The 26983-nt window shown below is 42.6% G+C and carries 25 protein-coding genes; 18 read left to right on the plus strand and 7 right to left on the minus strand.

What is annotated here, in order from left to right:
* Window positions 1-20 precede the first annotated feature (20 nt).
* From AC13CS_RS13680 to AC13CS_RS13745, 14 genes are all read left to right on the plus strand, one after another.
* Window positions 21-950 (plus strand): bifunctional riboflavin kinase/FAD synthetase, encoded by a 930-nt coding sequence (locus tag AC13CS_RS13680; RefSeq protein WP_293166880.1) that lies wholly within the window; start codon window positions 21-23, stop codon window positions 948-950.
* Window positions 951-2267, plus strand: a complete 1317-nt coding sequence (locus AC13CS_RS13685; protein WP_293166878.1) for an HTTM domain-containing protein — start codon at window positions 951-953, stop codon at window positions 2265-2267.
* 50 nt (window positions 2268-2317) lie between these two features.
* Window positions 2318-3589, plus strand: a complete 1272-nt coding sequence (serS, locus tag AC13CS_RS13690; RefSeq protein ID WP_293166876.1) for a serine--tRNA ligase — start codon at window positions 2318-2320, stop codon at window positions 3587-3589.
* 276 nt (window positions 3590-3865) lie between these two features.
* On the plus strand, window positions 3866-5602 hold the full coding sequence (locus tag AC13CS_RS13695; protein ID WP_293166874.1) for a tetratricopeptide repeat protein: 1737 nt from the start codon (window positions 3866-3868) through the stop codon (window positions 5600-5602).
* Window positions 5603-5714: 112 nt separating this feature from the next.
* Window positions 5715-6032 carry a DUF4286 family protein gene (locus tag AC13CS_RS13700; RefSeq protein WP_293166872.1) on the plus strand — a complete coding sequence of 106 codons (318 nt, stop codon included), beginning with the start codon at window positions 5715-5717 and terminating at the stop codon, window positions 6030-6032.
* Between the two features lie 3 nt (window positions 6033-6035).
* Window positions 6036-6344 (plus strand): gamma-glutamylcyclotransferase family protein, encoded by a 309-nt coding sequence (locus AC13CS_RS13705; protein WP_163627091.1) that lies wholly within the window; start codon window positions 6036-6038, stop codon window positions 6342-6344.
* 18 nt (window positions 6345-6362) lie between these two features.
* Entirely contained in the window at window positions 6363-7232 is an 870-nt protein-coding gene (gene rsmA / locus AC13CS_RS13710) for a 16S rRNA (adenine(1518)-N(6)/adenine(1519)-N(6))-dimethyltransferase RsmA (protein WP_293166869.1), read from the plus strand.
* Window positions 7219-8571: a magnesium transporter gene (gene mgtE / locus AC13CS_RS13715; RefSeq protein WP_293166867.1), complete on the plus strand. Its 1353-nt coding sequence runs from the start codon at window positions 7219-7221 to the stop codon at window positions 8569-8571. Before rsmA ends, mgtE begins: the two co-directional genes overlap by 14 nt.
* A 25-nt stretch (window positions 8572-8596) precedes the next feature.
* On the plus strand, window positions 8597-8962 hold the full coding sequence (locus AC13CS_RS13720; protein ID WP_293166865.1) for a nuclear transport factor 2 family protein: 366 nt from the start codon (window positions 8597-8599) through the stop codon (window positions 8960-8962).
* A 13-nt stretch (window positions 8963-8975) separates the two neighbouring features.
* Entirely contained in the window at window positions 8976-9341 is a 366-nt protein-coding gene (locus AC13CS_RS13725; protein WP_293166863.1) for a cupin domain-containing protein, read from the plus strand.
* A gap of 19 nt (window positions 9342-9360) precedes the next feature.
* A complete protein-coding gene (locus AC13CS_RS13730; protein ID WP_293166861.1) occupies window positions 9361-10293 on the plus strand; it encodes a 2-hydroxyacid dehydrogenase in 933 nt (310 codons plus the stop codon).
* 209 nt (window positions 10294-10502) lie between these two features.
* Complete coding sequence (locus tag AC13CS_RS13735; protein WP_293166859.1) at window positions 10503-10889, plus strand: VOC family protein; 387 nt, start codon at window positions 10503-10505, stop codon at window positions 10887-10889.
* A gap of 50 nt (window positions 10890-10939) precedes the next feature.
* A complete protein-coding gene (locus tag AC13CS_RS13740; RefSeq protein WP_293166857.1) occupies window positions 10940-11311 on the plus strand; it encodes an NINE protein in 372 nt (123 codons plus the stop codon).
* A gap of 71 nt (window positions 11312-11382) precedes the next feature.
* Window positions 11383-11874, plus strand: a complete 492-nt coding sequence (locus AC13CS_RS13745) for a GNAT family N-acetyltransferase (RefSeq protein WP_293166855.1) — start codon at window positions 11383-11385, stop codon at window positions 11872-11874.
* On the opposite strand, the gene AC13CS_RS13750 is transcribed toward AC13CS_RS13745, so the two are convergent.
* The 3 genes from AC13CS_RS13750 to AC13CS_RS13760 form a co-directional block, all read right to left on the minus strand.
* Window positions 11871-13691 (minus strand): lysophospholipid acyltransferase family protein, encoded by a 1821-nt coding sequence (locus tag AC13CS_RS13750; protein ID WP_293166853.1) that lies wholly within the window; start codon window positions 13689-13691, stop codon window positions 11871-11873. The genes AC13CS_RS13745 and AC13CS_RS13750 overlap by 4 nt on opposite strands.
* Before the next feature lie 78 nt (window positions 13692-13769).
* Window positions 13770-15020: an aspartate kinase gene (locus AC13CS_RS13755; RefSeq protein ID WP_293166851.1), complete on the minus strand. Its 1251-nt coding sequence runs from the start codon at window positions 15018-15020 to the stop codon at window positions 13770-13772.
* 28 nt (window positions 15021-15048) lie between these two features.
* Entirely contained in the window at window positions 15049-15531 is a 483-nt protein-coding gene (locus AC13CS_RS13760; RefSeq protein WP_293166849.1) for a GNAT family N-acetyltransferase, read from the minus strand.
* Between the two features lie 111 nt (window positions 15532-15642).
* Between AC13CS_RS13760 and fbp the strand changes: the two genes are divergently transcribed.
* Entirely contained in the window at window positions 15643-16650 is a 1008-nt protein-coding gene (fbp, locus tag AC13CS_RS13765; RefSeq protein ID WP_293166847.1) for a class 1 fructose-bisphosphatase, read from the plus strand.
* On the opposite strand, the gene AC13CS_RS13770 is transcribed toward fbp, so the two are convergent.
* On the minus strand, window positions 16647-17075 hold the full coding sequence (locus tag AC13CS_RS13770; protein WP_293166845.1) for a tellurite resistance TerB family protein: 429 nt from the start codon (window positions 17073-17075) through the stop codon (window positions 16647-16649). The two genes, fbp and AC13CS_RS13770, sit on opposite strands and share 4 nt — an antisense overlap.
* A gap of 98 nt (window positions 17076-17173) precedes the next feature.
* On the opposite strand from AC13CS_RS13770, the gene AC13CS_RS13775 reads away from it, so the two are divergent.
* The 3 genes from AC13CS_RS13775 (at window position 17174) to mfd (ending at window position 24049) form a co-directional block, all read left to right on the plus strand.
* Complete coding sequence (locus tag AC13CS_RS13775; RefSeq protein ID WP_293167265.1) at window positions 17174-19636, plus strand: ligase-associated DNA damage response DEXH box helicase; 2463 nt, start codon at window positions 17174-17176, stop codon at window positions 19634-19636.
* Entirely contained in the window at window positions 19633-20259 is a 627-nt protein-coding gene (gene pdeM, locus AC13CS_RS13780; protein WP_293166843.1) for a ligase-associated DNA damage response endonuclease PdeM, read from the plus strand. The genes AC13CS_RS13775 and pdeM overlap by 4 nt, the downstream gene beginning before the upstream one ends.
* Window positions 20260-20611: 352 nt before the next feature.
* Window positions 20612-24049, plus strand: coding sequence for a transcription-repair coupling factor (mfd, locus tag AC13CS_RS13785; RefSeq protein ID WP_293166841.1), 3438 nt, complete (start codon window positions 20612-20614; stop codon window positions 24047-24049).
* A 243-nt stretch (window positions 24050-24292) separates the two neighbouring features.
* On the opposite strand, the gene AC13CS_RS13790 is transcribed toward mfd, so the two are convergent.
* The 3 genes from AC13CS_RS13790 to AC13CS_RS13800 form a co-directional block, all read right to left on the minus strand.
* Entirely contained in the window at window positions 24293-25450 is a 1158-nt protein-coding gene (locus AC13CS_RS13790; RefSeq protein ID WP_293166839.1) for a serine hydrolase domain-containing protein, read from the minus strand.
* A 388-nt stretch (window positions 25451-25838) separates the two neighbouring features.
* Window positions 25839-26498 carry a hypothetical protein gene (locus AC13CS_RS13795; RefSeq protein WP_014032964.1) on the minus strand — a complete coding sequence of 220 codons (660 nt, stop codon included), beginning with the start codon at window positions 26496-26498 and terminating at the stop codon, window positions 25839-25841.
* A gap of 54 nt (window positions 26499-26552) precedes the next feature.
* Window positions 26553-26912, minus strand: coding sequence for a YraN family protein (locus AC13CS_RS13800; RefSeq protein WP_293166836.1), 360 nt, complete (start codon window positions 26910-26912; stop codon window positions 26553-26555).
* Window positions 26913-26983: the final 71 nt, after the last annotated feature.

Consider the following 26983-nt stretch of genomic DNA (forward strand, 5'->3'; position numbering starts at 1 on the left):
TTTTTTATTTCTTTATTGCGTTGGAAACAATCCATAACATTTCTGATTTTAAGCACATTCCGCACCATACAGTGGTAACTATCGGCACTTTTGATGGTGTACATCTTGGGCACCGCAAGATATTGGAACGTCTCACAAACAATGCCAAAAACACAGGGCTAAAATCCACAGTGCTCACTTTTTTCCCACATCCGCGCATGGTTCTGCAAAAAGATGTGGACATAAAACTGTTGAATACCCTCGAAGAGAAAAAACAGATTTTGGAAACTTTGGGACTGGATTATTTGATCATTCACCCCTTTACCAAACAATTTTCAAGGCTCTCAGCTATAGATTTTGTAAGGGATATCCTCGTAAACAATATCAAATCAAAAAGAATCATCATTGGGTACGACCATAGGTTTGGACGCAACCGAAATGCCAACATCCAAGACCTTATTTCCTTTGGCAATACCTTTAATTTTGAAGTGGAGGAGATTCCGGCCCAAGAAATTGAGGATGTTTCCGTAAGTTCCACAAAAATTAGAAAGGCGCTTTTGAAAGGCGATGTGGAAACCGCCAACAACTACCTCAGCTATGCCTACATGCTCACGGGAACGGTAAAAAAAGGCAAAGGTTTGGGCAAAGATTTTGGTTTTCCAACGGCCAATCTCCATATAGCCGAAGCATATAAACTCATCCCTAAAAATGGTGCCTACGTGGTAAAAAGCAACATCGATGGAAAAGAATATTTCGGGATGATGAACATCGGCTTCAACCCAACCGTGGATGGTTCTAAAAAAAGCATAGAAGTCCATTTTTTTGACTTTGATGGAAATCTATACGACAAAAAAATCCAGGTAGATCTATTACACCGCATTAGAGACGAGCATAAGTTCAACTCCGTTGAAGAGCTCAAGGAACAATTAAAGAAGGACAAGAATCACTCGCTGGGCCTAATCTCCAAGTAAATGTTGAACCAATTTCTATTTAGGAAGATTGACAACGCACAACTTGTAGTTTTCAGGGTATTTTATGGATTGTTGGTCAGCGCGGAATGTTATGGTGCCATAGCCACAGGCTGGGTGCGCAGAACTTTGGTGGAACCAAAATTTACCTTTTCTTTTATCGGTTTTGAATGGTTGCAGCCCTTGCCGGGCAACGGCATGTACATTTATTTTGCCGTAATGGGCACCTTAGGCCTTTTGATTGCCTTGGGATACAAATACCGTTTTAGCGCATTGGCATTTGCCATATTGTGGTCGGGGGTGTATCTGATGCAGAAAACATCCTACAACAACCACTATTATTTGCTGATGTTGCTCGCCTACATTATGGCATTTCTGCCCGCCAACCGAGATGCATCTTTAGATGCCAAATTACATCCAAAACTCCGTTCCCAGACCATGTACAACTGGGTTCGATGGACCATCATACTGCAACTCTTCATCGTGTACACCTACGCATCGGTGGCCAAACTGTATGCGGATTGGTTGGATTTTAGCATGATCGAAGTGTTGATGGGCTCCAAAAAGGACTACTATGTAATCGGCGATTTCCTCCAACAAAAATGGGTACACAAAATAGTAGCAGTCTTCGGTATTTGTTTTGATCTGCTGATTGTACCCGCCCTACTTTGGAAACCCACCAGAAAAATTGCCTTTGTACTGTCCATTTTCTTCCATTTGTTCAACAGCATTGTATTTCAGATAGGTATTTTTCCTTACCTATCACTTGCGTTTACAGTCTTTTTTTTTGAACCACAGACCATCAGAAACATTTTTCTTAGAACCAAAAAGATACTACCAGAGACCAAAATCATTATCCCCAAGACCAAAAATGTGGTTTTGACGGTTTTGGGCATCTACTTTGTGGTTCAATTGGTTTTGCCCCTGCGCCACCATTTTTTTATGGGTGATGTACTTTGGACCGAAGAGGGCCACCGGTTAAGCTGGAGAATGATGCTGCGTAGCCGTAGCGGAAGCATCTCGTACAAAATAGTGAACGCAGAAACGAAAGACACGATCAAAATCAACCTTAACGATTATCTCACCACAAAACAACAACAACGGGTTGCTTGCTATCCCGACTTTATTTGGCAGTTTGCACAACACCTTAAAAAAGAACACGCCAAAAAAGGTCAAAACATTCAAGTTTTTGTAGAAAACAAGGTCAAGGTAAATCAAAGACCTTATCAACAGTTTATCGACCCCAAAGTGGATTTGACCAACGTTCCGTGGAAACATTTTGCCCACAACGATTGGATTCTGCCCACTCCCAAGGAATAAAGTTGGGCACTTCTCAAGATTGAATTAAATTTGCGCCTCAAAACAAGGCCATGCTTCAAATACAGAACATCAGGGAAAACAAGGAAAGTATCATCATCGCTTTAAAAAAGCGAAACATCGATGCAGCACCTATGATATCATCCATTTTGGAACTCGACGAAAAAAGACGTTCCATCCAAACCGAACTGGACGCTACCTTGGCCGAATCCAACAAACTTTCCAAAGAAATCGGTATGCTTTTCAAAACAGGAAAGGCACAAGAAGCCAATGTCCTTAAAGAAAAAACCGCTGGACTCAAAGAAAAATCAAAAACATTAGGGGACGACCTAAACACTACTGCCGATGAATTGCAGCAGCAATTGTATTTGATTCCAAACGTTCCCCACGAGTCTGTTCCCGCTGGTAATTCTGAGGAGGACAACGAAGAAATTTTCAAGGAAGGTGATATCCCAACCTTGTCCAAAAAAGCACTTCCGCATTGGGAATTGGCAAAAAAATATGACATCATCGACTTTGAGCTTGGGGTAAAAATCACAGGCGCAGGCTTTCCTGTATACAAAGGAAAAGGTGCTCGCTTGCAACGCGCATTGATCGCCTATTTCTTGGACAAAAACACCGAAGCGGGCTACACCGAAATGCAAGTGCCGCTTATGGTAAACGAAGACTCTGGCTACGGAACAGGTCAGTTGCCCGATAAAGAAGGCCAAATGTACCACGTACAGGCAGATGATTTGTACCTTATCCCAACTGCCGAAGTACCCGTGACCAACTTGCACCGTGGGGATTTGTTGGCAGAGAGTGATTTTCCCATCAAATACACAGGCTATACCCCCTGTTTCCGTCGCGAAGCTGGAAGTTATGGGGCACACGTTCGCGGGTTGAACCGTTTGCACCAGTTCGACAAAGTGGAGATTGTACGTTTGGAGCACCCCAACAATTCATACCAAGCCTTGGACGAAATGGTCGAGCATGTTAAAAGCATTCTACGAGAACTCAAATTGCCATACCGTATTTTGCGTCTTTGCGGTGGCGATTTAGGCTTCACTTCTGCATTGACTTTTGATTTTGAAGTGTTCTCAACAGCCCAAGATCGTTGGTTGGAAATCAGTTCTGTATCCAATTTTGAAACCTTCCAAGCCAATCGTCTAAAACTTCGTTACAAGGATGAAAATGGAAAGAGCCAATTGGCCCACACCTTGAACGGGAGCGCTTTGGCTTTACCAAGGGTTTTGGCGGGAATCTTGGAAAACTATCAGACCGAGGAAGGCATAAAAATACCCGAAGTACTGGTGCCGTATTGCGGTTTTGACACCATCGCTTAAACATTTCAACCATTTATTTGGATTCGCTTAACAGAATCCCCCACATTTCTGCGTTATATTTGAAATAAAGCTACTTTGGATTTACAATCTATTCTTTTTTGAGTACAATTGTCATTCCGACAGAGCGAAGCGACGAGGAATCTCATAATTTTTAATTTGGAATGAGATTTCTCACTATGTTCGAAATGATAAGATACTCTTAGTTATTACTAGATAATAAATATGCCTTTGCAACGTCTTTTATTTTTGATATTGATGCTATCCAGTTGTATTGGAATGGCACAAGAAGATTTCTTGGCCAAACAATACTTTAATGATGGAGACTTTGAGAAAGCCGTGGTGTTCTACGAAAAATTGGTAGAGACCAACCCAAGGCGCACCGATTACGCCGAAGGCTTGGTAGCCTGCTACCAACAATTGGAACGTTACGATGATGCCGAGGCATTTTTACTTCAAAAAATAGAGGATAGCTACGCCTTTCCCACTTTTTACATTGAACTGGGGTACAATTTCACACTAAAAAATGAAGCTGAAAAGGCGAATGCCTATTACGATAAGGCCATCAGCAAAATAGAGGACAACCCAAACTATGGGTACAGCGTAGGTTATCGTTTCCAAAAATATGCACTGCTGGATTATGCCATTCAGGCCTACACAAAAGCTATGGAGCTAAAGCCGGACCTCAATTATGATTTTCAATTGGCGCGTATCTATGGGGAACAAGGAGATATTGCAAAAATGTACCAATCCTACCTCAACCTTATTTGGGAAGGACGAACATCCCGTTCCAATGTGCTCCGCAATATTGACGATTTTATCTCCGAAGACCCATCCGACGAAAACAATGTGTTGTTGCGAAAAGTACTGCTTCAAAATGCGCAAAAAGCGCCCGATATTCTCTGGAACGAGCTATTAAGTTGGCTTTTTGTTCAACAAAAACAGTATAGCAGTGCCTTTGGCCAAGAAAAAGCCATTTACAAACGAAGCGAAGGCCAGTCTGTAGATAGACTGGAAAACCTAGGAAGCATAGCTTTGGAGGATAAGGATTTGGAAACCGCCACATCCATCTACGAATTTATTGTGGACAATACCGAAAACCCACGGACCAAACTTAATGCAGAGCTTAGCTTAATTGACATTGCTTTGGAAAATCCCACGGAAAAAGTATTGAAAGATGTTGAAAAACAATTTGAGGACCTGATAGAAGAATATGGCAACCAGAGCAGAACCCTTCAACTACAAATTGCCTATGCTAATTTCTTGACATTCAAAAAAGAACAGCCCGAACCTGCCATTGCGATGCTCAAACAAAGTTTGGAACTTCCCATGGGGCGAATGACCATGGCTTATATAAAATTGGCACTTGGTGACATTCTGGTGTTCGACCAAAGATTCAACGAGGCCCTAATCTTATTTACCCAAGTGCAAAAAAGCATGAAGAACGATGTGCTAGGACAAGATGCACGTTTTAAAGTGGCACAGACCAGTTTTTATAAAGGGGATTTTGATTGGGCACTCACTCAACTTAAAGTACTGAGAAGTTCCACATCCCAGCTTATTGCCAACGATGCCATGCAGTTGAGCCTTTTGATTTCGGACAACTCCCTCGAAGATTCCACCCAAACCGCTTTGAAAAAATATGCCAGGGCAGACCTGTTGGCCTATCAAAATAAAAATACCGAAGCCATTGATGCACTTGAAGATATTTTACAAAACCATAAAGGCGAAAAAATCGAGGACGAAGCCTTGCTGAAACAGGCCGAACTCCAAGTTGAACAGAAAAATTATGAAAGTGCCGAGTTCAATTATCAAAAAATTGTGGAATTCTACGCCGATGGAATCTTGGCCGATGATGCCCACTTTGCTCTGGGAGAACTGTACGAAAATATCTTGAACGAACCCGAAAAGGCCAAGAGCCATTACGAGAAGATCATCTATAATTATCAGGACAGCTATTATTTTCCACAGGCCCGGAAGAATTTTAGGAAGTTGCGAGGGGATGCAATCAACTAATCTGTCATTCCAGCACTTCGATGATTTGCCCAGCATAAACTCCGGCGGGAAACTTATAACGAGATTTCTCAGAATTACACTAATTTCACCCATAATATAACAGACGAAGCAAATGCTCATATACAACGTAACCATCAATATAGACGAAAGTGTCCACGACCAATGGTTAGATTGGATGAAAGACAAGCACCTGCCCGATATGCTCGCCACAGGAAAATTTACGCACGCCAAAATGGTCAAGGTTTTGGTTGAGGAAGATATGGGTGGCATTACCTATTCCGTGCAATATACCACTCAGAACAGGGATACTTTGGAAGCATATTACAAAGAAGATGCGGAGCGTTTGCGCGGGGATGCGCAGAAAATGTTTCCCAACAAATTTGTGACCTTTAGGACAGAACTGGAAGTCATCAGTCAACAAATACCTTAAATTTTGGAATACCTGTTTTCCTACGGTACGCTTCAAGACCTGCAAGTGCAGAAGCACATTTTTGGTCGCTTGCTGACAGGAAAGCCCGATGCAGCCCTTGGTTTCAAAAAACTGGAAAATGCTGTTTATGGCCAATACCCCTTAGTTGTCCATACCAATAATCTTGAAAACAAAGTAGCGGGAATGGCGTATGAAGTAAATGATTCCGACCTTAAAAAAGCGGATATTTACGAGACCAGTGCTTACAAACGGGAAAAATTCCCCTTGGAATCCGGGGATGAAGCATGGATTTATATCGAAAATTCCAACTAACTTGCAAAAAAACCATCAGTGTCCAAAAAAAAACGAAAAAAGCACTCCAACAATGCCCACCACCATCAAAAACATCAAGATGATGGTGCGGTAAAGGCAAAAAAGCATTTAGGACAGCATTTCCTAAAAGATGAGTCCGTTGCCAAAAAAATAGCTCAGACCCTTTCGTTAGAAGGATACAAAAATGTGTTGGAAATAGGGCCAGGCATGGGGGTGCTAACCAAACATTTACTGCAACGGGACTTGGACTTGGTAGCCATGGACCTGGACGACGAATCCATCGTCTACCTCAACCACAGCTTTCCTTTAGAACATGCGGACATCCTAAAAAATAACAATCGCCTCAACATTATTGAAGCTGACTTCCTCCAGTTTGACCTGACCCAACTTTACGGAGACGAACAGTTTGCCATAACAGGCAACTTTCCATACAACATTTCCAGCCAGATAGTTTTTAAAATGCTGGAAATGCGGGAACAAGTACCAGAGTTTTCGGGAATGTTCCAAAAAGAGGTGGCCAAACGTATTTGCGAAGGACCAGGGAGCAAAACCTACGGCATCCTATCCGTATTGGTTCAGGCGTATTACCATGCTGAATATTTGTTTACCGTGCCACCCGATGTTTTTGACCCTCCACCAAAGGTGGATTCAGGCGTTTTGCGCCTGACACGGAAAAAAGAGCTGAACCTCCCCTGCGATGAACGCCTTTTCTTTAAAGTGGTAAAAATGTCCTTTAACCAAAGACGTAAAACCATACGTAACAGTCTTAAAACCTTCAACCTTTCCGATAATCTAAAAGAAGATACTATCTTTGACCAGCGCCCAGAACAGCTGAGTGTAGCTGACTTTGTAACGTTGACACAAAAGATAGCCAATGACCCCGTTTAAACTCACAGACGAACTTTTAGAAGAAATCAGGCAACTGATTGCAGATGGTAAGGACGCCGAGCTTCAGATCATGATGAAGGAGTTCCACTATGCGGATATTGCCGAGATAGCGGACGAACTGGAGGTTGAGGAGGCAACTTATCTGATCAAGCTGCTGGACAGCGAAAAAACTTCGGACATCCTTGCAGAAATGCACGAGGATATCCGTGAGGCCGTACTTAAAAACCTTACCGCCAAGGAAATTGCAGGCGAGCTTTCCGAACTGGATACGGATGATGCCGCGGATATCATCAACGAGCTTCCAAAGGAGCTTGTTCAAGAGGTCATCTCAGAAATAAAAGATAGGGAGCACGCCAAGGACATTGTGGATCTTTTACGGTACGAAGAAGATTCCGCAGGTGGTCTTATGGCTAAAGAGCTGGTCAAGGTCAACGAAAATTGGACGGTAACCACTTGTGTGAAGGAAATGCGTGCACAGGCGGAAAACGTAACCCGGGTACATTCCATTTATGTAGTGGATGATGAGGACAAGTTAAAAGGAAGACTTTCCTTAAAGGATTTGCTTACCGCCTCTACCAAAACGCACATCAAGGACGTTTATATTGCCAAGGTAGATGCCGTAAACGTAAACGAAAAAGGCGAAGAAGTTGCCAAGATTATGTCCAAATACGATTTGGAGGCCATTCCAGTGGTAGATGAGATCGGCCGATTGGTGGGACGGATCACCATTGATGATATTGTGGATGTAATCCGTGAAGAAGCGGACAAAGATTACCAAATGGCGGCTGGTATATCGCAAGATGTTGAAGTAAGCGATAGCATTTGGATATTGACCCGTGCTCGACTCCCTTGGTTGACCTTAGGCCTTTTGGGCGGACTTGGTGCTGCGGCCATTATGGGCACTTTTGAGGATATGATCTCCAAGCACGCCGTTTTGTTCTTTTTTACCCCATTGATCGCGGCCATGGCAGGCAACGTGGGCGTACAATCCAGTGCCATTGTAGTACAAGGCTTGGCCAACGACGATTTAAAGGGAAGCGTACGGAACCATCTGCTAAAAGAAATGCTATTGGCACTCTTGAATGGATTTATTTTAGCCATTTTGCTTTTGCTCTTCACTTGGATTTGGAAAGGTGCCTTTGCCACCGCATTGGCCATTTCACTTTCATTGATCGTGGTAATTGTGGTAGCAGGGTTCATTGGTACATTTATCCCGCTGTTCCTTCACAAAAGAAATATTGATCCCGCCATTGCCACGGGCCCGTTTATCACTACAAGCAATGATATTTTTGGCATCTTGATCTATTTTTGGATTGCCAAGATGATACTGGGAATTTAATTCATCAAACAAAAAGCCAAATCCTATGCGCAAGAGTCCAAAACAAATTGTGGTGCAATGGGTTGAAGTCTTCAATCAAAGTGATGCCCGGAAAATAGCCGAACTGTATCATACAAATGCCATAAACCACCAAGTGGCCAATGAGCCCGTAATTGGAAAAGATGCCATTTATACGATGTTCAAAAACGAGTTCGATGCAGCCGAAATGGTTTGTATTGTTGAGCATATTTTTGAAGATGGGGAATGGGCTATTTTAGAATGGAAAGATCCATTGGGCCTGCGTGGATGTGGTTTTTTTCATATTGTTGAGGGAAAAATCAAATATCAACGGGGCTATTGGGACAAATTATCCTTTTTGCGAATGCACAATCTACCCATACCCACCAAATAAATTCCATCAGATCATGAAACCCATCAACCTAAAAGAAAAACACGCTGAGTTTACCGAACAATGGCACCCCCATCAAATTGCCGTAGTGGACGACATGCAAGTGCTGCTGGCAAAACTCCAAGGTGAATTTGTTTGGCATGCCCACGAAAACGAAGATGAACTGTTCCAAGTAATAAAGGGAACACTGTATATGCAATTTCGCGATAGAACCGAAGTGGTGAACGAAGGAGAAATCATCGTGGTTCCCAAAGGCGTAGAACACAATCCCATGACCAAAGAAGGCGAAGAGGTACATGTACTTCTTTTTGAAAAGATGGGTACGGCGCATACCGGAAAAGTCCAACACAAAAAAACACAGACCCACTACCCAAAAATCTAGGAGTTGTATATTTGCCCCCATGAAAGTTCTCCACCTCGATACCAATCACCCCTTGCTCCTCGAACAGTTTGCCGAGCTTGGGTTCGAAAATCACGAAGATTATACTTCCACCAAAGAGCAAGTAGAAGAAAAAATCCACCTGTACGATGGAATCATTATCCGAAGCAGGTTTACCATCGACCAACAGTTTTTGGACAAGGCCACCAATCTAAAATTTATTGGAAGGGTGGGCGCTGGATTGGAAAATATTGATGTGGAACACGCCAAGTTCAAAGAAGTGTTTTTGGCATCGGCCCCGGAAGGAAACCGAAATGCCGTAGGCGAACATACTTTGGGCATGTTGCTCTCCCTTATGAACAATATGTGCAAGGCCAACCGCCAGGTAAAAAAAGGAAAGTGGAAACGCGAAGCCAACCGTGGTGTGGAACTGGATGGCAAAACCGTGGGCGTTATTGGCTATGGGAACATGGGCAAGGCCTTCGCCAAAAAACTACGCGGTTTTGATGTAGAGGTCATCTGTTACGATATTGTCGGAGGCGTTGGGGACGAAAATGCCCGTCAGGTTGGGATTATGGAATTTCAACAGCGTTCGGATGTCATCAGTTTGCACGTTCCCGAGACCGAGCAAACCATTGGCATGGTGAATATGGAATTTATCGAAGGGTTCCATAAACCTTTCTGGTTGTTGAACACCGCCCGTGGCAAATGTGTGGTGACCAAGGATTTAGTAAAAGGTTTAAAGTCTGGAAAAGTACTTGGTGCAGGACTGGACGTATTGGAATACGAAAAAAAATCCTTTGAAAATATGTTTGCGCAAAAGCCTAAAGCCTTTAAATATCTCCGCAAAGCCAAAAATGTGCTGCTTACCCCACATGTGGCCGGTTGGACGGTGGAAAGCAAGGAAAAATTGGCACAGACCATAGTTGACAAAGTCAAAGAAAGGTTTTGTTAACTTCATTATTTAGGTGTTTATGCCAAAAACCCGTTTGATTGGTTCAATACTGAACACCCAAAATACGTGAAAATAAAATTGGATATGGCAAAAGCTGTATTCGATTCAAGAAAATCAATAAGTTACCTCACGTATTTATTGCCAAACTTTGTCAAAAAAATGGCACCGCAAGATTGGATTGTCATGTACGAACAAAACATCAAAAAATCATGAAAAATAGAGTTACTGGACTGGGCGGCTTTTTCTTCAAAAGTAAGAATCCGAACAAAATCAAGGAATGGTATAAAAATCATTTAGGGCTCAACACCGACCAATATGGCTGCACATTTTGGTGGAAGGACAAAGAAGGCAATGATTGCTCTACCCAATGGAGTCCGATGGATGAAAAAACGGAATATTTTAAACCCAGCGAAAAACAGTTTATGATGAACTTTAGGGTGGAAAACTTGGTGGAACTACTCGAGGTTCTAAAAAAGGAAGGAGTCACTGTGGTGGGAGAAATAGAGGAATATGAATATGGGAAATTTGGTTGGATATTGGATCCCGAAGGCAACAAATTGGAACTTTGGGAACCTGTTGATAAAGCCTTCCTTTAGGTATTGAATTATTTGCTACTTTTAAAGTCAATTAACCAACACTTTTAAACATGTCAGAAGAAGAGAAAAAAGACTTCGGCGATAAAGCCGAAGAAGCAGCCAAAGATTTTAAAGAAGAAGCCAAGAAAACCGCTGATGAGTTCAAAGAAGGAATTCAAGGTGCTGGAGGAGATAACAAAAAAATTCTTGCTGGTATTTTAGCCATTGTACTTGGAGGCTTTGGAGTTCACAAGTTCATATTGGGTTACAACAAAGAAGGTTTTATCCTATTGGGTGTAACAATTATTTTGGGGGCTATTACCTGCGGAATTGGTGCCTCAGCAGCATGGATCATTGGTTTGATTGAAGGTATCATCTATCTTACCAAATCGGATGATGAATTTTACAATACTTACCAAGTGGGAAAAAAGCCTTGGTTCTAAAAATTAAAGCCAGATAAATCTGGCTTTTTTACATCCTTATTCATCGTGATATTGCAATAAATAAATCAGCTATGATTATCAGAACAATGAAGGCATCGGATTGGGAAGATGTCTCAAAAATTTATTCCGAAGGAATCGCCACGGGCCTTGCCACTTTTGAAACCGAGCACCCCACTTATGAGCATTGGGACAAAGCACATACAAAAGAGTGCCGTTTGATTGCTGAAAAAGATGGGGAAATTATGGGATGGGCTGCGCTTTCTCCAGTTTCCAGCCGATGTGTCTATGGTGGCGTTGGGGAAGTCAGCGTTTACATTGCCGATAAAAGTCGTGGTATGGGCGTTGGCAGACTACTGATGCAACATTTGATGGAAGAAAGTGAAAAAGCCGGTTTTTGGACTATACAATCAGGCGTATTTCCAGAAAATATAGGCAGTATTAAACTACACGAGAAAGTAGGTTTCCGCTATATTGGAAAACGGGAACGTGTGGGCAAAATCCACGGGGTTTGGAAGGATAACTTATTGTTTGAAAAACGTAGCAACAAAGTTGGAATGGATTAATCTTCTTCCACAGTTCCATTGCCCTCGGCCACTTTACGCTCCAGCTCGGCCTGAAATTCTTCCATAACAGGCTTTACGGTACTTTCTGGAAGGTCTGCAATACGAATATACATTAACCCATCCACCGAATTATTGAACAATGGGTCCACGTTAAATGCCACCACTTTGGCATTTTGCTTAATGTATTTTTTAATCAGAACAGGCAATCGTAAACTGCCTGGCTCCACTTCGCTGATCAGTTTATCAAACTTGTTCAGGTCGGCCTGTGTCTCATCAAACACAAACTCCTTATCGGCATCTTTTAGTTTTACCTTGAACTCTTTTTTAGGTCGAATGTATTGCGCCACATAAGGATCCCAATAGTTCGATTTCATAAACTCGATCATCAACGATTTTGAAAAATTGGAGAACTGGTTACTGATACTTACTCCTCCAATCAAATATCGGTGTTCCGGATGCCTCAAGGTCGTATGCACAATTCCTTTCCAGAGCAAGAATAAGGGCATCGGTTTTTGCTGATACTCTTTTACAATATAAGCTCTGCCCATTTCGATGGATTTCTCCATCATTCCGTATAATTCGGGTTCAAATCTGAATAGATCTTGAAGATAAAAACCATCAATACCGTACTTTTTGAAGATTTCCGACCCCAAGCCCATACGGTAAGCACCAACTATGGTCTTTTTATCGTTGTCCCATAAGAATAAATGATGGTAATAGGAATCAAACTTGTCCAAATCAATGGCATTGTTGGTGCCTTCCCCCACTTCCCGGAAAGTAACCTCGCGCTGTCGTCCAATCTCGTTCAAACAAAAGGGCATATCCTTGGCCTGGGCCAAAAACACTTCATAGTTCTTGCTTTGCAACATGCGGCAATCCTTCTCCCTTAATTTATCAATCTCACCTTCCAACACCTCTGCGCCTATCGCCGTGGCTATTTTCTGGGGTGGTTTCGGGATTTTAAGAGAAGTGGGAACCTTGTCTATAAAACGTTCCTTTTCAAAAGCATTGGCCAATAAATAGGTCTTTTTCCGAAGAAGTTCTGCAAAATCCTCCAAAGTCTGTTCCTCATTCTGGGTATTTACGGATATGGGCTGACCGATACGCACCTTAATGGGCCTTCGGCTCTGTGAGGTAAGCTCGGAGGGCAGCCTCGCCGTTCGGAATACATCGTCTATTTTGGACAGTCGGTAAAACAATCGACTGTTACGGGCGTGGAAATATATGGGTACAACGGGCACTTCGGCCTTTCTGATCAGTTTTATGGCAGCTTCTTCCCACGGTCGGTCCACCACCAATTTTCCGTCACGGTACGTAGACACCTCTCCCGCCGGGAAAATGCCAAGCGGATGTCCATCACGTAAATGTTGGAGCGCATTTTTAAAACCAACAATACTGCTCTTGGCATCCTTGTGGTTTTCAAAAGGATTCACGGGCATAATGTAGGGCTTCAACGGCTCTATGCGGTGCAACAAAAAATTTGCTATTATTTTATAATCGGGTCGCTCCTTCAATAGTAATTTGAGCAACAACACCCCGTCAATTCCTCCCAAGGGATGATTGCTAATGGTGATGTATGGCCCTGACTTGGGCAATCGTTTTATATCCTCCTCCGGAATTTCAAAGTCGATTTCGTAGTGGTTCAAAATAGCGTCGAGGAATTCTGGACCAGAAAGCTCTTTGTTTTTGTCGTAAAATCTATTGATGGTGCTAATTCTAGTGGCTACCATTAAAAGCCATCCTACAAATGTTCCCAAAAAGCCATATTTGTCCAGATGAATGACTTTCGCCACCTCTTTAGCAGAAACCAAGCCCATAGAAAAAGTATTTAGGTACGTGTAAAGATAGAAAATAAACCCTAGAGCACTTTTTACCTAAATATTAAGCCTAAGCTTTTATTTTACAACCAATTGAACCGTTTCCTTGCCTCTTTGCTCTACCAACACGGACTTTCCATTTTGAAGGGATTTGACCGAATCATCGTTAAAATGGCGAATGGTATAGAGCGATACATCTTCGTGGCAAACTACCTTAAATTTTCTTTTGAGTTCTTCCAATAAGGGGGGAAGTCCTCGGAATTTATTGTCCAAACAAACGGAAAAGCTAATCGCCGAATTTTGGATAAGGTCAACTTTGAGCCGATGGTCGTGGAACAGCTTGAAGATTTCACTAATATTGTCCTCCACAATAAAGGAAAAATCCAAGGATGAAAGCTTTAGCAACACTTGATTCTTCTTCACGATAAAGCAAGGTACTTTTGGTTCTATGCCATTGCCTTTACCCACTGTCGTTCCTTTGTCCTTAGGATTCACAAAAGATTTTACCTTTAGCGGTATTTCCTTGCGTTGTAGAGGTTGCAAGGTTTTGGGGTGAATTACAGAAGCTCCATAAAATGCCAATTCAATGGCTTCACGGTAAGAAATCTGGTCCAGCAATTGCGCATTTTCAAAATTTCTTGGGTCTGCATTTAAAACTCCCGGCACATCCTTCCAAATAGTTACCGATTCGGCGTTGAGGCAATAGGCCAAAATTGCCGCGGAATAATCGGAACCTTCCCTGCCCAAAGTGGTGGTAAAGTTGTTATCATCGCTACCCAAGAAACCTTGAGTGATATTCAGTTTGGATATATCCACTTTAGAAACCACTTCCTGTTGTGTGCGCTCCCAATTTACTTGGGCATCCCTGTTACTGCTATCGGTTTTGATAAGGGTACGGACATCCAACCAGGTATTGGAAATACCGATCTCGTTTAAATATGCGCTTACTATTGTAGTGGACAGTAATTCGCCATAACAAACCACCTGATCATAGACAAATGCATATTTGGGTGATTTGTTCCATGCCAAAAAGCCTTTTACCTCCTCAAAAAGCACCTTTACTTTATCATAAACCGGATGGTTGGGGTTTTGGAATAGATCCAACAATATGCTGTTGTGATATTCCACCACTTCTTGTAAGGATTCTTGAACGGCGTCTTTATCGTTAAAATAGGATTCCACCACCTTTTCCATGGCATTGGTGATTTTACCCATTGCGGAAATCACCACCAAGGTGTCACTGTAACCTACTTCTCGTAAAACGTTGACCACATTTTTAATCGCATCTGCATCTTTAACAGATGCTCCCCCAAACTTAAATACCCTCATGTATTTTATATTCTAGAATTTAGTCGGCCTAGTTAAGGCTTTCTATATAATTTTTGATTCCTTCTTCGTCCAATTGCACCACATCCCAATCGCGCAGTACATTGGCCCCTTTCTTTTCATAAAATTCGATGGCAGGTTCATTCCAATCCAACACCTCCCAACAAATGCGCTTTACGCCCAAACTATCCCCATACTTGACCACCTCATCCAGCAAAGCCGTTCCCAGCCCACTTCCACGCATTTTTTCTGAAACGATCAGGTCTTCCAAATGAATCGCGGGACCTTTCCATGTGGAATATCTGGGATACACCAAGGCTATGCCCGCAATGCCATCTTGGGTATCGGCAACAAAACAATGGAACATTTTTTGGTCACCAAAACCATGCGCAACCAAATCTTTCTCGGTTATCTCTACAGCCTCCGGTTCCTTTTCAAAATTGGCCAATTCCTGAACCAAGTTCAGTACCTGTCCCATATCCTCTGGTCGAGCGTCTCTGATTGTGTATTCCATAATTGTTACAAATAAAACTCAAAGTTATAAAATTACATAATTAAAGTCTTCCGAAAACGTTATAGTTTCACAAAATGCCCGATATTTGTCCTTAAATAAAACAGCCTTTCCATGTTTGAGAAGCAACACCGCACCCTCGGTGAATTTATCATCGCCAACCAAAACTCATTTCAATATACTTCTGGGGAACTATCAAGACTGCTGAACGGTATCCGTTTGGCGGCAAAAGTAGTGAACCACGAGGTGAACAAAGCAGGTTTGGTCGATATTATTGGAGCAGCAGGAGAAACCAATATTCAAGGGGAGAATCAGCAAAAACTGGATGTTCTCGCCAACGAAAAGTTTATTCAAACACTGAAGAACAGGGAAATTGTTTGCGGAATCGCCTCGGAGGAAGAAGACGATTTTATCAGCATCAATAGTTTTGACAAGCAACACCAGAACAAATATGTTGTCCTTATCGATCCTTTGGATGGTTCGTCCAACATTGATGTAAATGTATCGGTGGGAACCATTTTTTCCATTTACAGAAGGGTAACGCCCGTTGGCACACCGGTTACCCTGGAAGATTTTTTGCAGCCGGGAAAACATCAGATTGCCGCGGGGTACATAATTTATGGAACATCCACCATGTTGGTCTATACCACAGGTGATGGCGTTAATGGCTTTACTTTAAATCCAGCCCTTGGTACTTTTTACTTGTCCCATCCCGATATGCAATTCCCCGAAACGGGCAAAATTTATTCCGTGAATGAAGGTAATTATATCCATTTTCCACAAGGTGTAAAGGATTACATTAAATATTGCCAAATGGAAGAGGGAGATAGGCCCTATACTTCGAGATATATCGGTTCGTTGGTTTCGGACTTTCACCGCAACATGATCAAAGGCGGTATATATATGTATCCGAAAAGCAGTAAGTCCCAAAACGGTAAGCTCCGTTTATTGTACGAGTGCAACCCCATGGCATTTTTGGCCGAACAGGCCAAAGGTAAGGCCAGTGATGGCTTTCAGCGCATTATGGATATACAGCCCACCGAACTGCACGAAAGGGTTCCTTTTTTCTGTGGAAGTAAAAAAATGGTGGAAAAAGCAGAAGAGTTTATGGCCAAGGCCTAATTTTCCCTTTTTACCAATTCGTGGTAATCCTCGAACGGGATTTCCCCCCTGAAAATTTTGATGGATTTATCAATGATTTGAGCTGCCGTTTTTGGAGAAAAACCTAGTCCAACGGCATACTTTTCTACAAGTCTGCGCTCTTCATTATCAATATCGTGATCAGAGAAAATAATCTGAAAAAAATCAAACAGCCTTTTATATCTTTGCTCGCCACTGTGCGGAGTTTCAATCGAATACTTGTTCTCCTTTTTCATCACCTCCTTAAACTCATCTTCACTAATGTTGAGTTTAAAGGCAAACTTTTCCAAAATAGCCATTTCCTTTGGGTTGATATCCCCATCAGCCGCTGCCAAACTTGCCAATGTGGCAAAATGGGCCATGTTTCTCCTATGGTCTCCGTGTTCGTAAAGATCTAAAATTGGCATACCTTAAATTTTGTGGCACAAATATAAATCTTATCGCAAATAAGTGGGTACAAACCCAGCAAAGAAATTTGTATTTTTCAATCTTAAGTACCACGGCTCTGCAAGAATCAGAATTGTTCCATATTGCTGAAAACTGGTTCCAAGAACAAAATTGGAAACCCTTCCCGTTTCAAAAAGAGACCTGGAAAGCTTTTTTGAAGGGCAAACATGGTTTGCTGAACGCACCCACGGGCAGTGGAAAAACCTACGCCCTTTGGTTTCCCATTGTACTCGACTACATTAAAAACCATCCCGATTACAAGACCAAACACAAAAAAGGGTTGAAAGCTATTTGGATAACCCCGTTACGCGCACTTTCGCAAGAAATAAAACAATCCGCAGAGCGAATTACCAAGGATTTAGAAACCCAAATGACCGTAGGCATTCGTACGGGAGATACTTCCGCCAAAGAACGTGCAAAAATGCGGTCCAACATGCCCGACTTGTTGATCACTACCCCAGAAAGTCTGCAATTACTGCTCTCATCCAAAGAATATGGCAAAACCTTCAAAAACTGTTCTGCCATTGTGGTGGACGAATGGCACGAACTTTTGGGCACCAAGCGCGGCGTTCAAATGGAGTTGGGGCTGTCCCGATTAAAAACGGTCTGCAAACAATTGCGAATTTGGGGCATATCGGCCACCATCGGGAATCTGGAACAAGCACGCGAAGTATTGTTGGGGCCTACATCTCCGGAACTTACCAATTCGGTCTTGGTCAAGGCCAAGCTCAACAAAAAAATTACGGTAAAAAGTATTATTCCAGAAAAAATGGAAACCTTCCCGTGGCGTGGGCATTTGGGACTGCATCTTTTGGATCAGGTGGTGCCCATTATCAACAATAGCAAAACCACTTTGCTCTTTACCAACACCCGAAGCCAATGTGAAATTTGGTTTCAAAAAATACTGGAGAAATATCCTGAGTTTGCTGGGGAAATGGCCATGCACCACGGCAGTATAAACAAGGAAACTCGAATTTGGGTGGAACAGGCCATTCGTAACGAAAGTTTGAAAGCTGTGGTCTGCACATCCAGTCTTGACCTTGGGGTTGATTTTGCTCCCGTTGAGACGGTGGTGCAGATTGGTGGGCCAAAGGGCGTGGCCCGTTTTTTGCAACGGGCAGGGCGAAGTGGTCACCAACCCGGCAAGGAAAGCGTTATTTATTTTTTGCCCACCCACGCCATTGAACTGGTAGAGGCATCGGCCATGCAAAAAGCAGTAAGGAACAGCGCAGTGGAAGACCGAATACCCTACCTCAACAGTTTTGATGTCCTCATTCAATATTTGACTACACTTGCTGTCTCAAATGGGTTTTATCCAGAAGAGATTTATCCTGAAATCAAACAAACGTTTTGCTACCAGGCCATCACGGGTGAACAATGGCAATGGCTCCTCAATTTCTTGGTGATGGGCAGCCAGAGCCTTAAAAGTTATGACGAATACAAAAAAGTGGAGATTGAGGAAGATGGAAAATTTAAAGTAAACAGCAGGGCGGTTGCCATGCGGCACCGATTTCAAATTGGAACCATAGTGGGCGACGCTACCATCTCCGTTCGTTATCAAAAAGGAGGATATATCGGCAGCATTGAAGAATATTTCATCTCCAAACTGAGTCCTGGGGATGTGTTCACTTTTGCTGGGCGAAATCTGGAATTTATCAGAATCAAAGGAATGGCAGCGCATGTACGAAACTCAAAAAAAAGAACCAATAAAGTACCCAGTTGGATGGGCGGAAGATTGAGTTTTTCCGCAAAAATGTCGGAGCTGTTGCGTCAAGAACTGTACACCGCAGAGTTGAAATTCCCCGAACAATCGGAAGAAATTCGAGCATTGCAACCGATGTTCAACAAGCAGCGGGAAGAAAGCATAGTGCCGCAACCGCATCAGTTTTTAATCGAAACCTTCAAGACCCGTGATGGTTACCACCACATGTTTTACCCGTTTGAAGGTAGGGCCATTCACGAGGGAATGAGCAGCCTTTTGGCTTATCGAATCAGCCTACTTGCACCGATTACTTGTTCACTGGCCTTTAACGACTACGGTTTTGAATTGCTATCGGACAGGGAAATCAACATTCAGGAAGTTTTGGACAACAATTTGTTCACCCCCGAATACATGTTGTCCGACCTTCAAAAAAGTTTGAACTCCAACGAAATGGCACGCAGAAAATTTCGTGATATTGCCGTTATCAGTGGAATGGTTTTTACGGGATATCCCGAAAAAGGAGTCAAAATGAAACACCTACAAAGTAGTTCGGAACTGCTCTTTGACGTTTTCCGTGATTTTGAGGACGATAACCTGCTCTACCAACAGGCCTACACCGAAACCTTTGAACACCAACTGGAAGAAGGGCGTTTACGATTGGCCTTGGAACGCATCGCCCAACAAGAAATTGTTTGGAAACAATGCTCCCAACCTACGCCCCTATCTTTCCCGATAATTACGGATAGGTTGAGGGAAAAGCTGTCCAATGAAAAACTGGCGGACCGTATTAAAAGAATGATGGCTAAATTGACCAAATGAAGTTGACAATCCAAAATCAAAAATTTCAACTTCACCCTTTGGGTGGATTGTTTTGGATAGAAAAATCACTCTTGCTGATCAGTGATGTGCATTTGGGCAAAGTATCCCATTTTAGAAAGTTTGGGGCTGCCGTGCCCAGAAAGGCCATCCATAAGAACTTTCTGCTCTTGGATAAAATCGTTGCCGATTTTCAGCCCTTTCAGATTTGCTTTTTGGGCGACCTCTTTCATTCATCGCTTAACAAGGAGTGGGAACTGTTTGAAAATTGGGTAGCCAAAACACCGGCGGAAATTCTGCTTGTGGCGGGGAACCATGACATCATTGCACCAGAAAAATTCAAAAAACTGAAGGTCTCGATATTTCCAGAACTGGTCATGGACGCTTTCTTGTTGACCCATCATCCCGAAGAACGAAAAGACCATTTTACTTTTTGCGGGCACATTCACCCTGCTATAAAACTTAAAGGATTTGGACGCGATTGCATAAAACTGCCTTGTTTTTTTAAGTCCGACAACCAATTGATCCTACCTGCTTTTGGTCAATTCACAGGAACGCACGCACTCAATCCCAAGAAAGGTGACGAGGTGTATGCCATTGTTGAGGATAGTATTGTTAAGGTTTAGAACCCACAATGTCCCTTCGACTCCCTACCCGTCCGGCAGGCAGGCGCTCAGGGACCTTTAGCCAATATTGTCATTCCTGCGAAAAGCAGGAATCCACTAAAAAGCTGATGGATTCCGCATCAGGTGCGGAATGACGCACCCTTTATTTGAGACAATTCGTGTGATTCGTGTCAAGCTTTTAGCCTAGCTCTAACCAATAGATTCTTCGCTTTGATCATAATGGCCGTTAATGATTAACTCGGAATTACATCGGAGTGAGATGCTGAAACAGGTTCAGCATGGCGAAAAGAAACTAAAAAAACATTTTTAGTAAAAGGTTTCGCGGTTTATCTTTGCCGCAAAGTTTTTTGGATTGACCAAAACCCCGATTTCACAACTTTTTGAACAGTCTCCCCCACTTGGGAAACTGAGGGAGATTATTGCCCAACCTCTCGACTCCGCTCGAGGTGACAGTCAAAAAATAAGCCTAAAAGGACTTGTCGGCTCTTCGCTTTCCTTTGTAGTTTCCGAAGCTTTTAAATCCGCCGAATTACCATTTCTGTTGATTTTGAACGACAAAGAGGAAGCAGCTTATCATTTAAATGATTTGGAACAACTGATTGGTGAAAAAGATGTGCTTTTTTACCCTGGGAGTTACCGAAGACCTTATCAAATCGAGGAAACCGACAATGCCAATGTGCTGTTACGCGCCGAGGTTTTGAACCGTATCAACTCCAGAAGAAAACCTGCGGTGATCGTCACCTACCCCGATGCCCTTTTCGAAAAGGTGGTCACTCGAAAAGAGCTTGACAAGAACACCCAAAAAATAAAATTGGGCGATGAGATTTCATTGGATTTTTTAAACGAGGTCCTTTTTGAATACCAGTTTAAACGGGTGGATTTTGTAACCGAACCCGGGGAATTTTCCGTTCGTGGAGGTATTGTGGATGTATTTTCCTTTTCGCATGATGAACCTTACCGAATCGAATTTTTTGGCGATGAAGTGGACAGTATCCGAACTTTTGATGTGGAAACGCAACTTTCTACGGACAAGGTGAAGAAAATCGCCATTATTCCCAATGTGGAAAACAAATTCACAGAAGAAGTACGAGAAAGTTTCCTAAAATATATTTCACCCAAAACGGTGGTCTTTGCAAAGAACCCTGCTTTGATCTACGACCGTATCGATTCCTTTTTTGAAAAGGCAGAGGAAAGTTTTGCCAAGTTGAGCCAAGAAATCAAACATGCAGAACCGAAGGAACTTTTTTTGGATTCAGCTTTGCTGAAAAACCAATTGCAAGATTATTTGTGTTTTGAGATTGGCAATCCATCTGTCACTTCGAGCGCAGTCGAGAAGCAGACAGAAGCTTCTCCCTCGACTGTGCTCGGGAAGACAGCTTCCACCATCCAGTTTCACACCAAACCCCAGCCAGCGTTCAACAAAAAGTTTGACCTGCTCATTGAAAATCTGAACGATAATCGGGATGCGGGTTACAATAATTACATTTTCTGTTCCACCGAGCAACAGGCCAAGCGTTTTCACGATATTTTTGAAGAAGTGGACGAAACGGTTCACTACCAGACCATCATTTTTCCCTTGTACCAAGGTTTTGTGGATGATGACCTTAAATTGGTCTGCTATACCGACCACCAAATTTTTGAGCGGTACCACAAGTTCCATTTAAAAAATGGCTATGCAAAAAAACAGGCCATCACGCTAAAGGAACTCAACAAACTGGAAATTGGAGATTATGTCACCCACATCGATCATGGTATCGGTAAGTTTGGTGGGTTGCAAAAAATTGATGTGGAAGGTAAAAAGCAAGAGGCCATCAAACTGATCTATGGCGACCGCGACATTTTGTACGTGAGCATCCATTCGCTTCATAAGATATCCAAATACAACGGCAAGGACGGTGCCCCACCAAAAATATTCAAGCTCGGTTCCGCAGCTTGGAAAAAACTCAAACAAAAGACCAAGGCAAGGGTCAAAAAAATTGCTTTTGACCTTATTAAAGTCTATGCCAAGCGAAGACTCGAAAAAGGGTTTCAATACGCTCCCGATAGCTATCTGCAACACGAGTTGGAAGCATCTTTCTTGTACGAGGACACTCCCGATCAGGAAAAAAGCACCCAAGATGTTAAGAAGGACATGGAGAGCGAACGTCCCATGGACCGACTTATTTGTGGGGATGTTGGTTTCGGAAAAACAGAGGTGGCCATCCGTGCGGCATTCAAGGCTGTGGACAATGGCAAACAGGTGGCCATTTTGGTGCCTACTACGATTTTGGCTTTTCAGCATCATAGAACATTTTCCGAACGATTGAAAGAAATGCCGGTAACAGTGGATTATCTCAACCGCTTTAGAACGGCCAAAGAGAAAAGGGAAACCCTTGAAAATTTGGAAAATGGAAAGGTAGACATCATCATTGGTACGCACCAATTGGTCAACAAAAATGTGAAATTCAAGGATTTGGGACTGCTGATCGTGGATGAGGAACAAAAATTTGGAGTTTCGGTGAAGGAAAAACTACGTTCCATAAAGGAAAATGTGGATGTGCTTACCTTAACGGCAACTCCTATCCCAAGAACCTTACAGTTTAGTTTGATGGCCGCTCGCGACCTATCCGTCATCAATACCCCGCCACCGAACCGCTACCCCATCGAAAGCCATGTGATTCGATTGAACGAAGAAATTATCCGTGATGCCGTGTCCTACGAGATCCAACGCGGCGGACAGGTGTTCTTTATCCATAATCGCATCGAGAACATCAAGGAAGTGGCCGGAATGCTCCAACGATTGGTGCCCGATGCCAAAATCGGGATCGGCCACGGGCAAATGGAGGGCAAAAAACTGGAAAACCTTATGCTTTCCTTTATGAACGGTGAGTTTGATGTATTGGTCTCCACCACCATCATAGAAAGTGGTTTGGATGTTACCAATGCCAATACCATTTTTATCCACAATGCCAATAATTTTGGTTTGAGCGACCTCCACCAAATGCGTGGGCGTGTTGGGCGAAGCAACAAAAAGGCGTTCTGCTATTTTATCACTCCACCTTACGAGGTAATGACCACGGAAGCGCGAAAACGTATTGAGGCCCTGGAACAATTTACAGAACTGGGAAGTGGTTTCAATATTGCGATGAAAGATTTGGAGATTCGTGGTGCAGGTGACTTGTTGGGAGGTGAACAAAGTGGGTTTATCAACGAAATTGGGTTTGAGACCTATCAAAAAATATTGGCAGAAGCCATTGACGAACTCAAGGAAAACGAGTTCAAGGAACTGTATGATGAGGTAGAGGGCAACAAGGAAAAAGTGTATGTAAAAGAGATGCAGTTGGACACGGATTTTGAACTGCTCTTCCCCGATGATTACATCAATAATATTACCGAGCGTTTAAACCTCTACACCCAATTGAACGATGTGGAGGACGAGGAAGGGCTTCAAAAGTTTGAGGCCCAGTTGGTGGACCGTTTCGGCGAATTGCCCGAACCCGTGGTGGATTTGATGAACTCCGTCCGCATTAAATGGATTGCCACCCACATTGGCTTGGAAAAGGTAATTATGAAAAAGGGCAAGTTTATCGGTTACTTTATCGCCGATCAGCAATCCAGTTTTTATCAAAGTGCTGTATTTACCCAAATACTGCAATACGCACAGACGCATCCCCAACTTGTAAAACTTAAGGAAAAACAGACCCGAAATGGATTGCGATTGTTGTTGGTGTTTGATAGGATTACGAGTGTGGACAAGGCATTGAAGGTTTTGGCGCCTTTTACGCCACAAGAGCAAAATGTTTCAGCATAGGATTGGATTTCTCACATCCGTTCGAAATGACCGATACACGCAGGTGGTCATTTCGACAGAGCGAAGCGACGAGAAATCCCAAGTAGCCAAAAATTCAGTGTCATACTTCGACACACTTCAGAATGACACCAATTATAATTTGTGAAGATTCGTGTAATTCGTGTCATTTTTAATTGCAAAACAATATCAAAACGTATGAGATCCTGAAAAAAGTTCAGGGTGACGCGGATTATTACTTACTAATTACAAAGCCTCATACACCTGCTTCACAAACTCCCCTATTTTTGAAGGCTCCAACCAACGGGTCACGATGACCAATCCACTTTTTTGGTCCACCACAATAAAGTTGCCTCCAAAACCTGCAGCGTAGAACACATGTTCGGGAACACCCTCCCAATGGCGGCTTCCCTTTTGGTTCAACCACCACATATAACCGTAATTCACATTGGGCACCGAAGGTGTGGTTGCTTTTTTGATCCAATCTTCACTGATGATTTGTTCGTCTTCCCATTTGCCATTGTTCAAAAACAACATGCCAAAACGGGCCATGTCTTCGGTACAGATAAAAAGTCCCGCACCTGAATGCCCACCACCGGTTACAGATTTCATTTGCATCCCATCGACTATGGTCCAAGCGTCTTCGTAGCCGAACCAGCGCCAAGTCGTAGTGGCTCCAATTTTGTCCATCACTTCTTCTTTGAGTACCATGGGCAAGGGTTTTCTCCACACATGGGTGAGCGAATAGGCTAGTACATTTACACGAACATCGTTATACTCCATAACTGTACCAGGCTCGTTGAGCTTACGGAATTTCCAATCGTCCAGACCACCTTCACTCGGTGGACGATCCGCCCAATCCTTGCCGCCCCAGAGTTCCCCCGACCAATCTGAATTTTGTTGCAATAGGTGTTCCCAGGTTATTTTGGAGTTGTGCGCACCATCAAAAGTGCCGTCCCAAATGTAGTCCCCCACTTTGTCCTTGGTATCGTTGATCAAACCATGATCTTCGGCTAGTCCGGCTACGGTAGATAAAAAGCTTTTGGTGACACTGAAAGTCATATCCACCCGTTTGGTGTCGCCCCAAGAGGCCAAAACATACCCATTTTTCATAATCATTCCAGCAGGTCCGCCCCTTTTTTTGGTAGGCCCCAAAATTTCGTGAAAGGGTTCGCGTTTAAATCCTTCTAAAATCGCCTGTCGGATATCCCGAGAACCTGAATATTCATTGGAATTTGCGTATTCCACAGCTTTGTCCAATGCAGCCTGATCAAATTTAAACTGACCTTTTTCCGCAGTTTTCCAAGTTTCGTATCGTTCTGGGAAATTGGGTTCTTGTGCTTCTATTTGAAAAGTTGTGACAAAAGCAACAATACTGATTGTTGCAAAAAATAAATTTTTCATTGATCGGAGGTTTGGTTTGGGAAAGAAAGGTACTAATTGTTGATGAATTTATCGCACCCGAAAAACCCGAGGGTATTTTGGTCATATTCCGAAAAGTAATCGTTCTTTTTTAGGTGATGCCAGGCTTCGCTCTCACTTACTTTTTGCCAACTTTACACTGGTTTATTTAATATTCAATGATGAAAACCGCATCCTTGGGAATAAGGTAAATGGACTGTAGGTTGGTCTTGGGGGAGAGTATAAAAATATAGGCCAAATAGCACAAATACAGTACCATTAGGCCCAAAAAACCGTAAAGAATCCTTTTTTGGTCATTTTTCCAAAAAGTGTCTTTTTCTACAACGAAGAAGATTTCGTTTTAGTTTAGACCAAGAAAAGGAATCCCTGATTATAGTGATTTTAAATCTTTGATGGTCTTGAAAGCAACGTCTACCTGTTCATCGTTCACCAAAATAGTGAACTCGTTGGTGGTTGAGATTACCTCGTAAAGCACAATGCCCTCCCAGGCCAAGCGCTGAAAAATGAAATAATAAATTCCTGGAACCGAAACATTTTCTGCGGGCAATTTTACGGTAATTGAGGAAAGTCCTTCGGCTTTTTGGGTACAGCGTTCCATTTTAAAGTACTTTTCCACAACACCGTCCATTATATTACTGATCACAATATTGATCTCGTTCACTCCTCGCGATGAAGTATAGAAAACATCTTGGTTAACATTGACCTCTTCCAACAACCGGGCTTGTTGCTGCAAAATGGTGTCCGAGGCCAAAAATGTGTAATCGGTAAGGTTGGAACGTACCGTAATCTCCCCAATATTTTTAAGGACCTTTACAATTTTATGGGTGGCCCTAAACTCCAAATCGTCGGATAGACGCTTAAGCGCCATTACAATGGCTCCATCCTTTACATCTTTACCCAATTCTTCCGCAATTTCCGGTTTTATCTGTCTGGATAAAGAGGTTAAGTTGATAATCCCTTGTGCCAAAGCGGTTTGCAAAAAGGGCTTTTTCTTGATGTAATGCTCAACTACTGCAGATATTGTTTTCATTTGTTCAGTTGGTTTTGAACAAAAATAACATATTGTTACAAAACAAACAAATGGTTAGAAATGATAGAATGCGTTTTCAAAGTGCTCAATGTCAAAATTATCAGCATTTTTTACCACGGTAATTACATCAAACCTAACCTCTAAATCACTATCCAATTCTTCCATGTAATGGTTGGCCGCCATGGTTAAAAGCTTTACTTTTTTGGGTGTGATGACACGGGAAATGTCTTCCAAAAACCCCATATTTCTTGACTTTACTTCAACTATTGCCAAGAAACCATCTTTCTCCGCAATAATGTCCACCTCGGCATTGAGGTACCGATAGTTAAGTGCTCTTATCTCGTATCCGGAAGCCTTTAAAAAGTCTACTGCTTTTTGCTCTCCCAGTTTTCCAAATGTGTTATGATCGGCCATACAATTTGTAAAAATCAAAAAAAATTAAGCATTTTATCGAAAAAATTAGTCGTTCATGGACTTTAGTTCGT

The sequence above is a fragment of the Flagellimonas sp. B-3 genome (genome assembly GCF_056857835.1).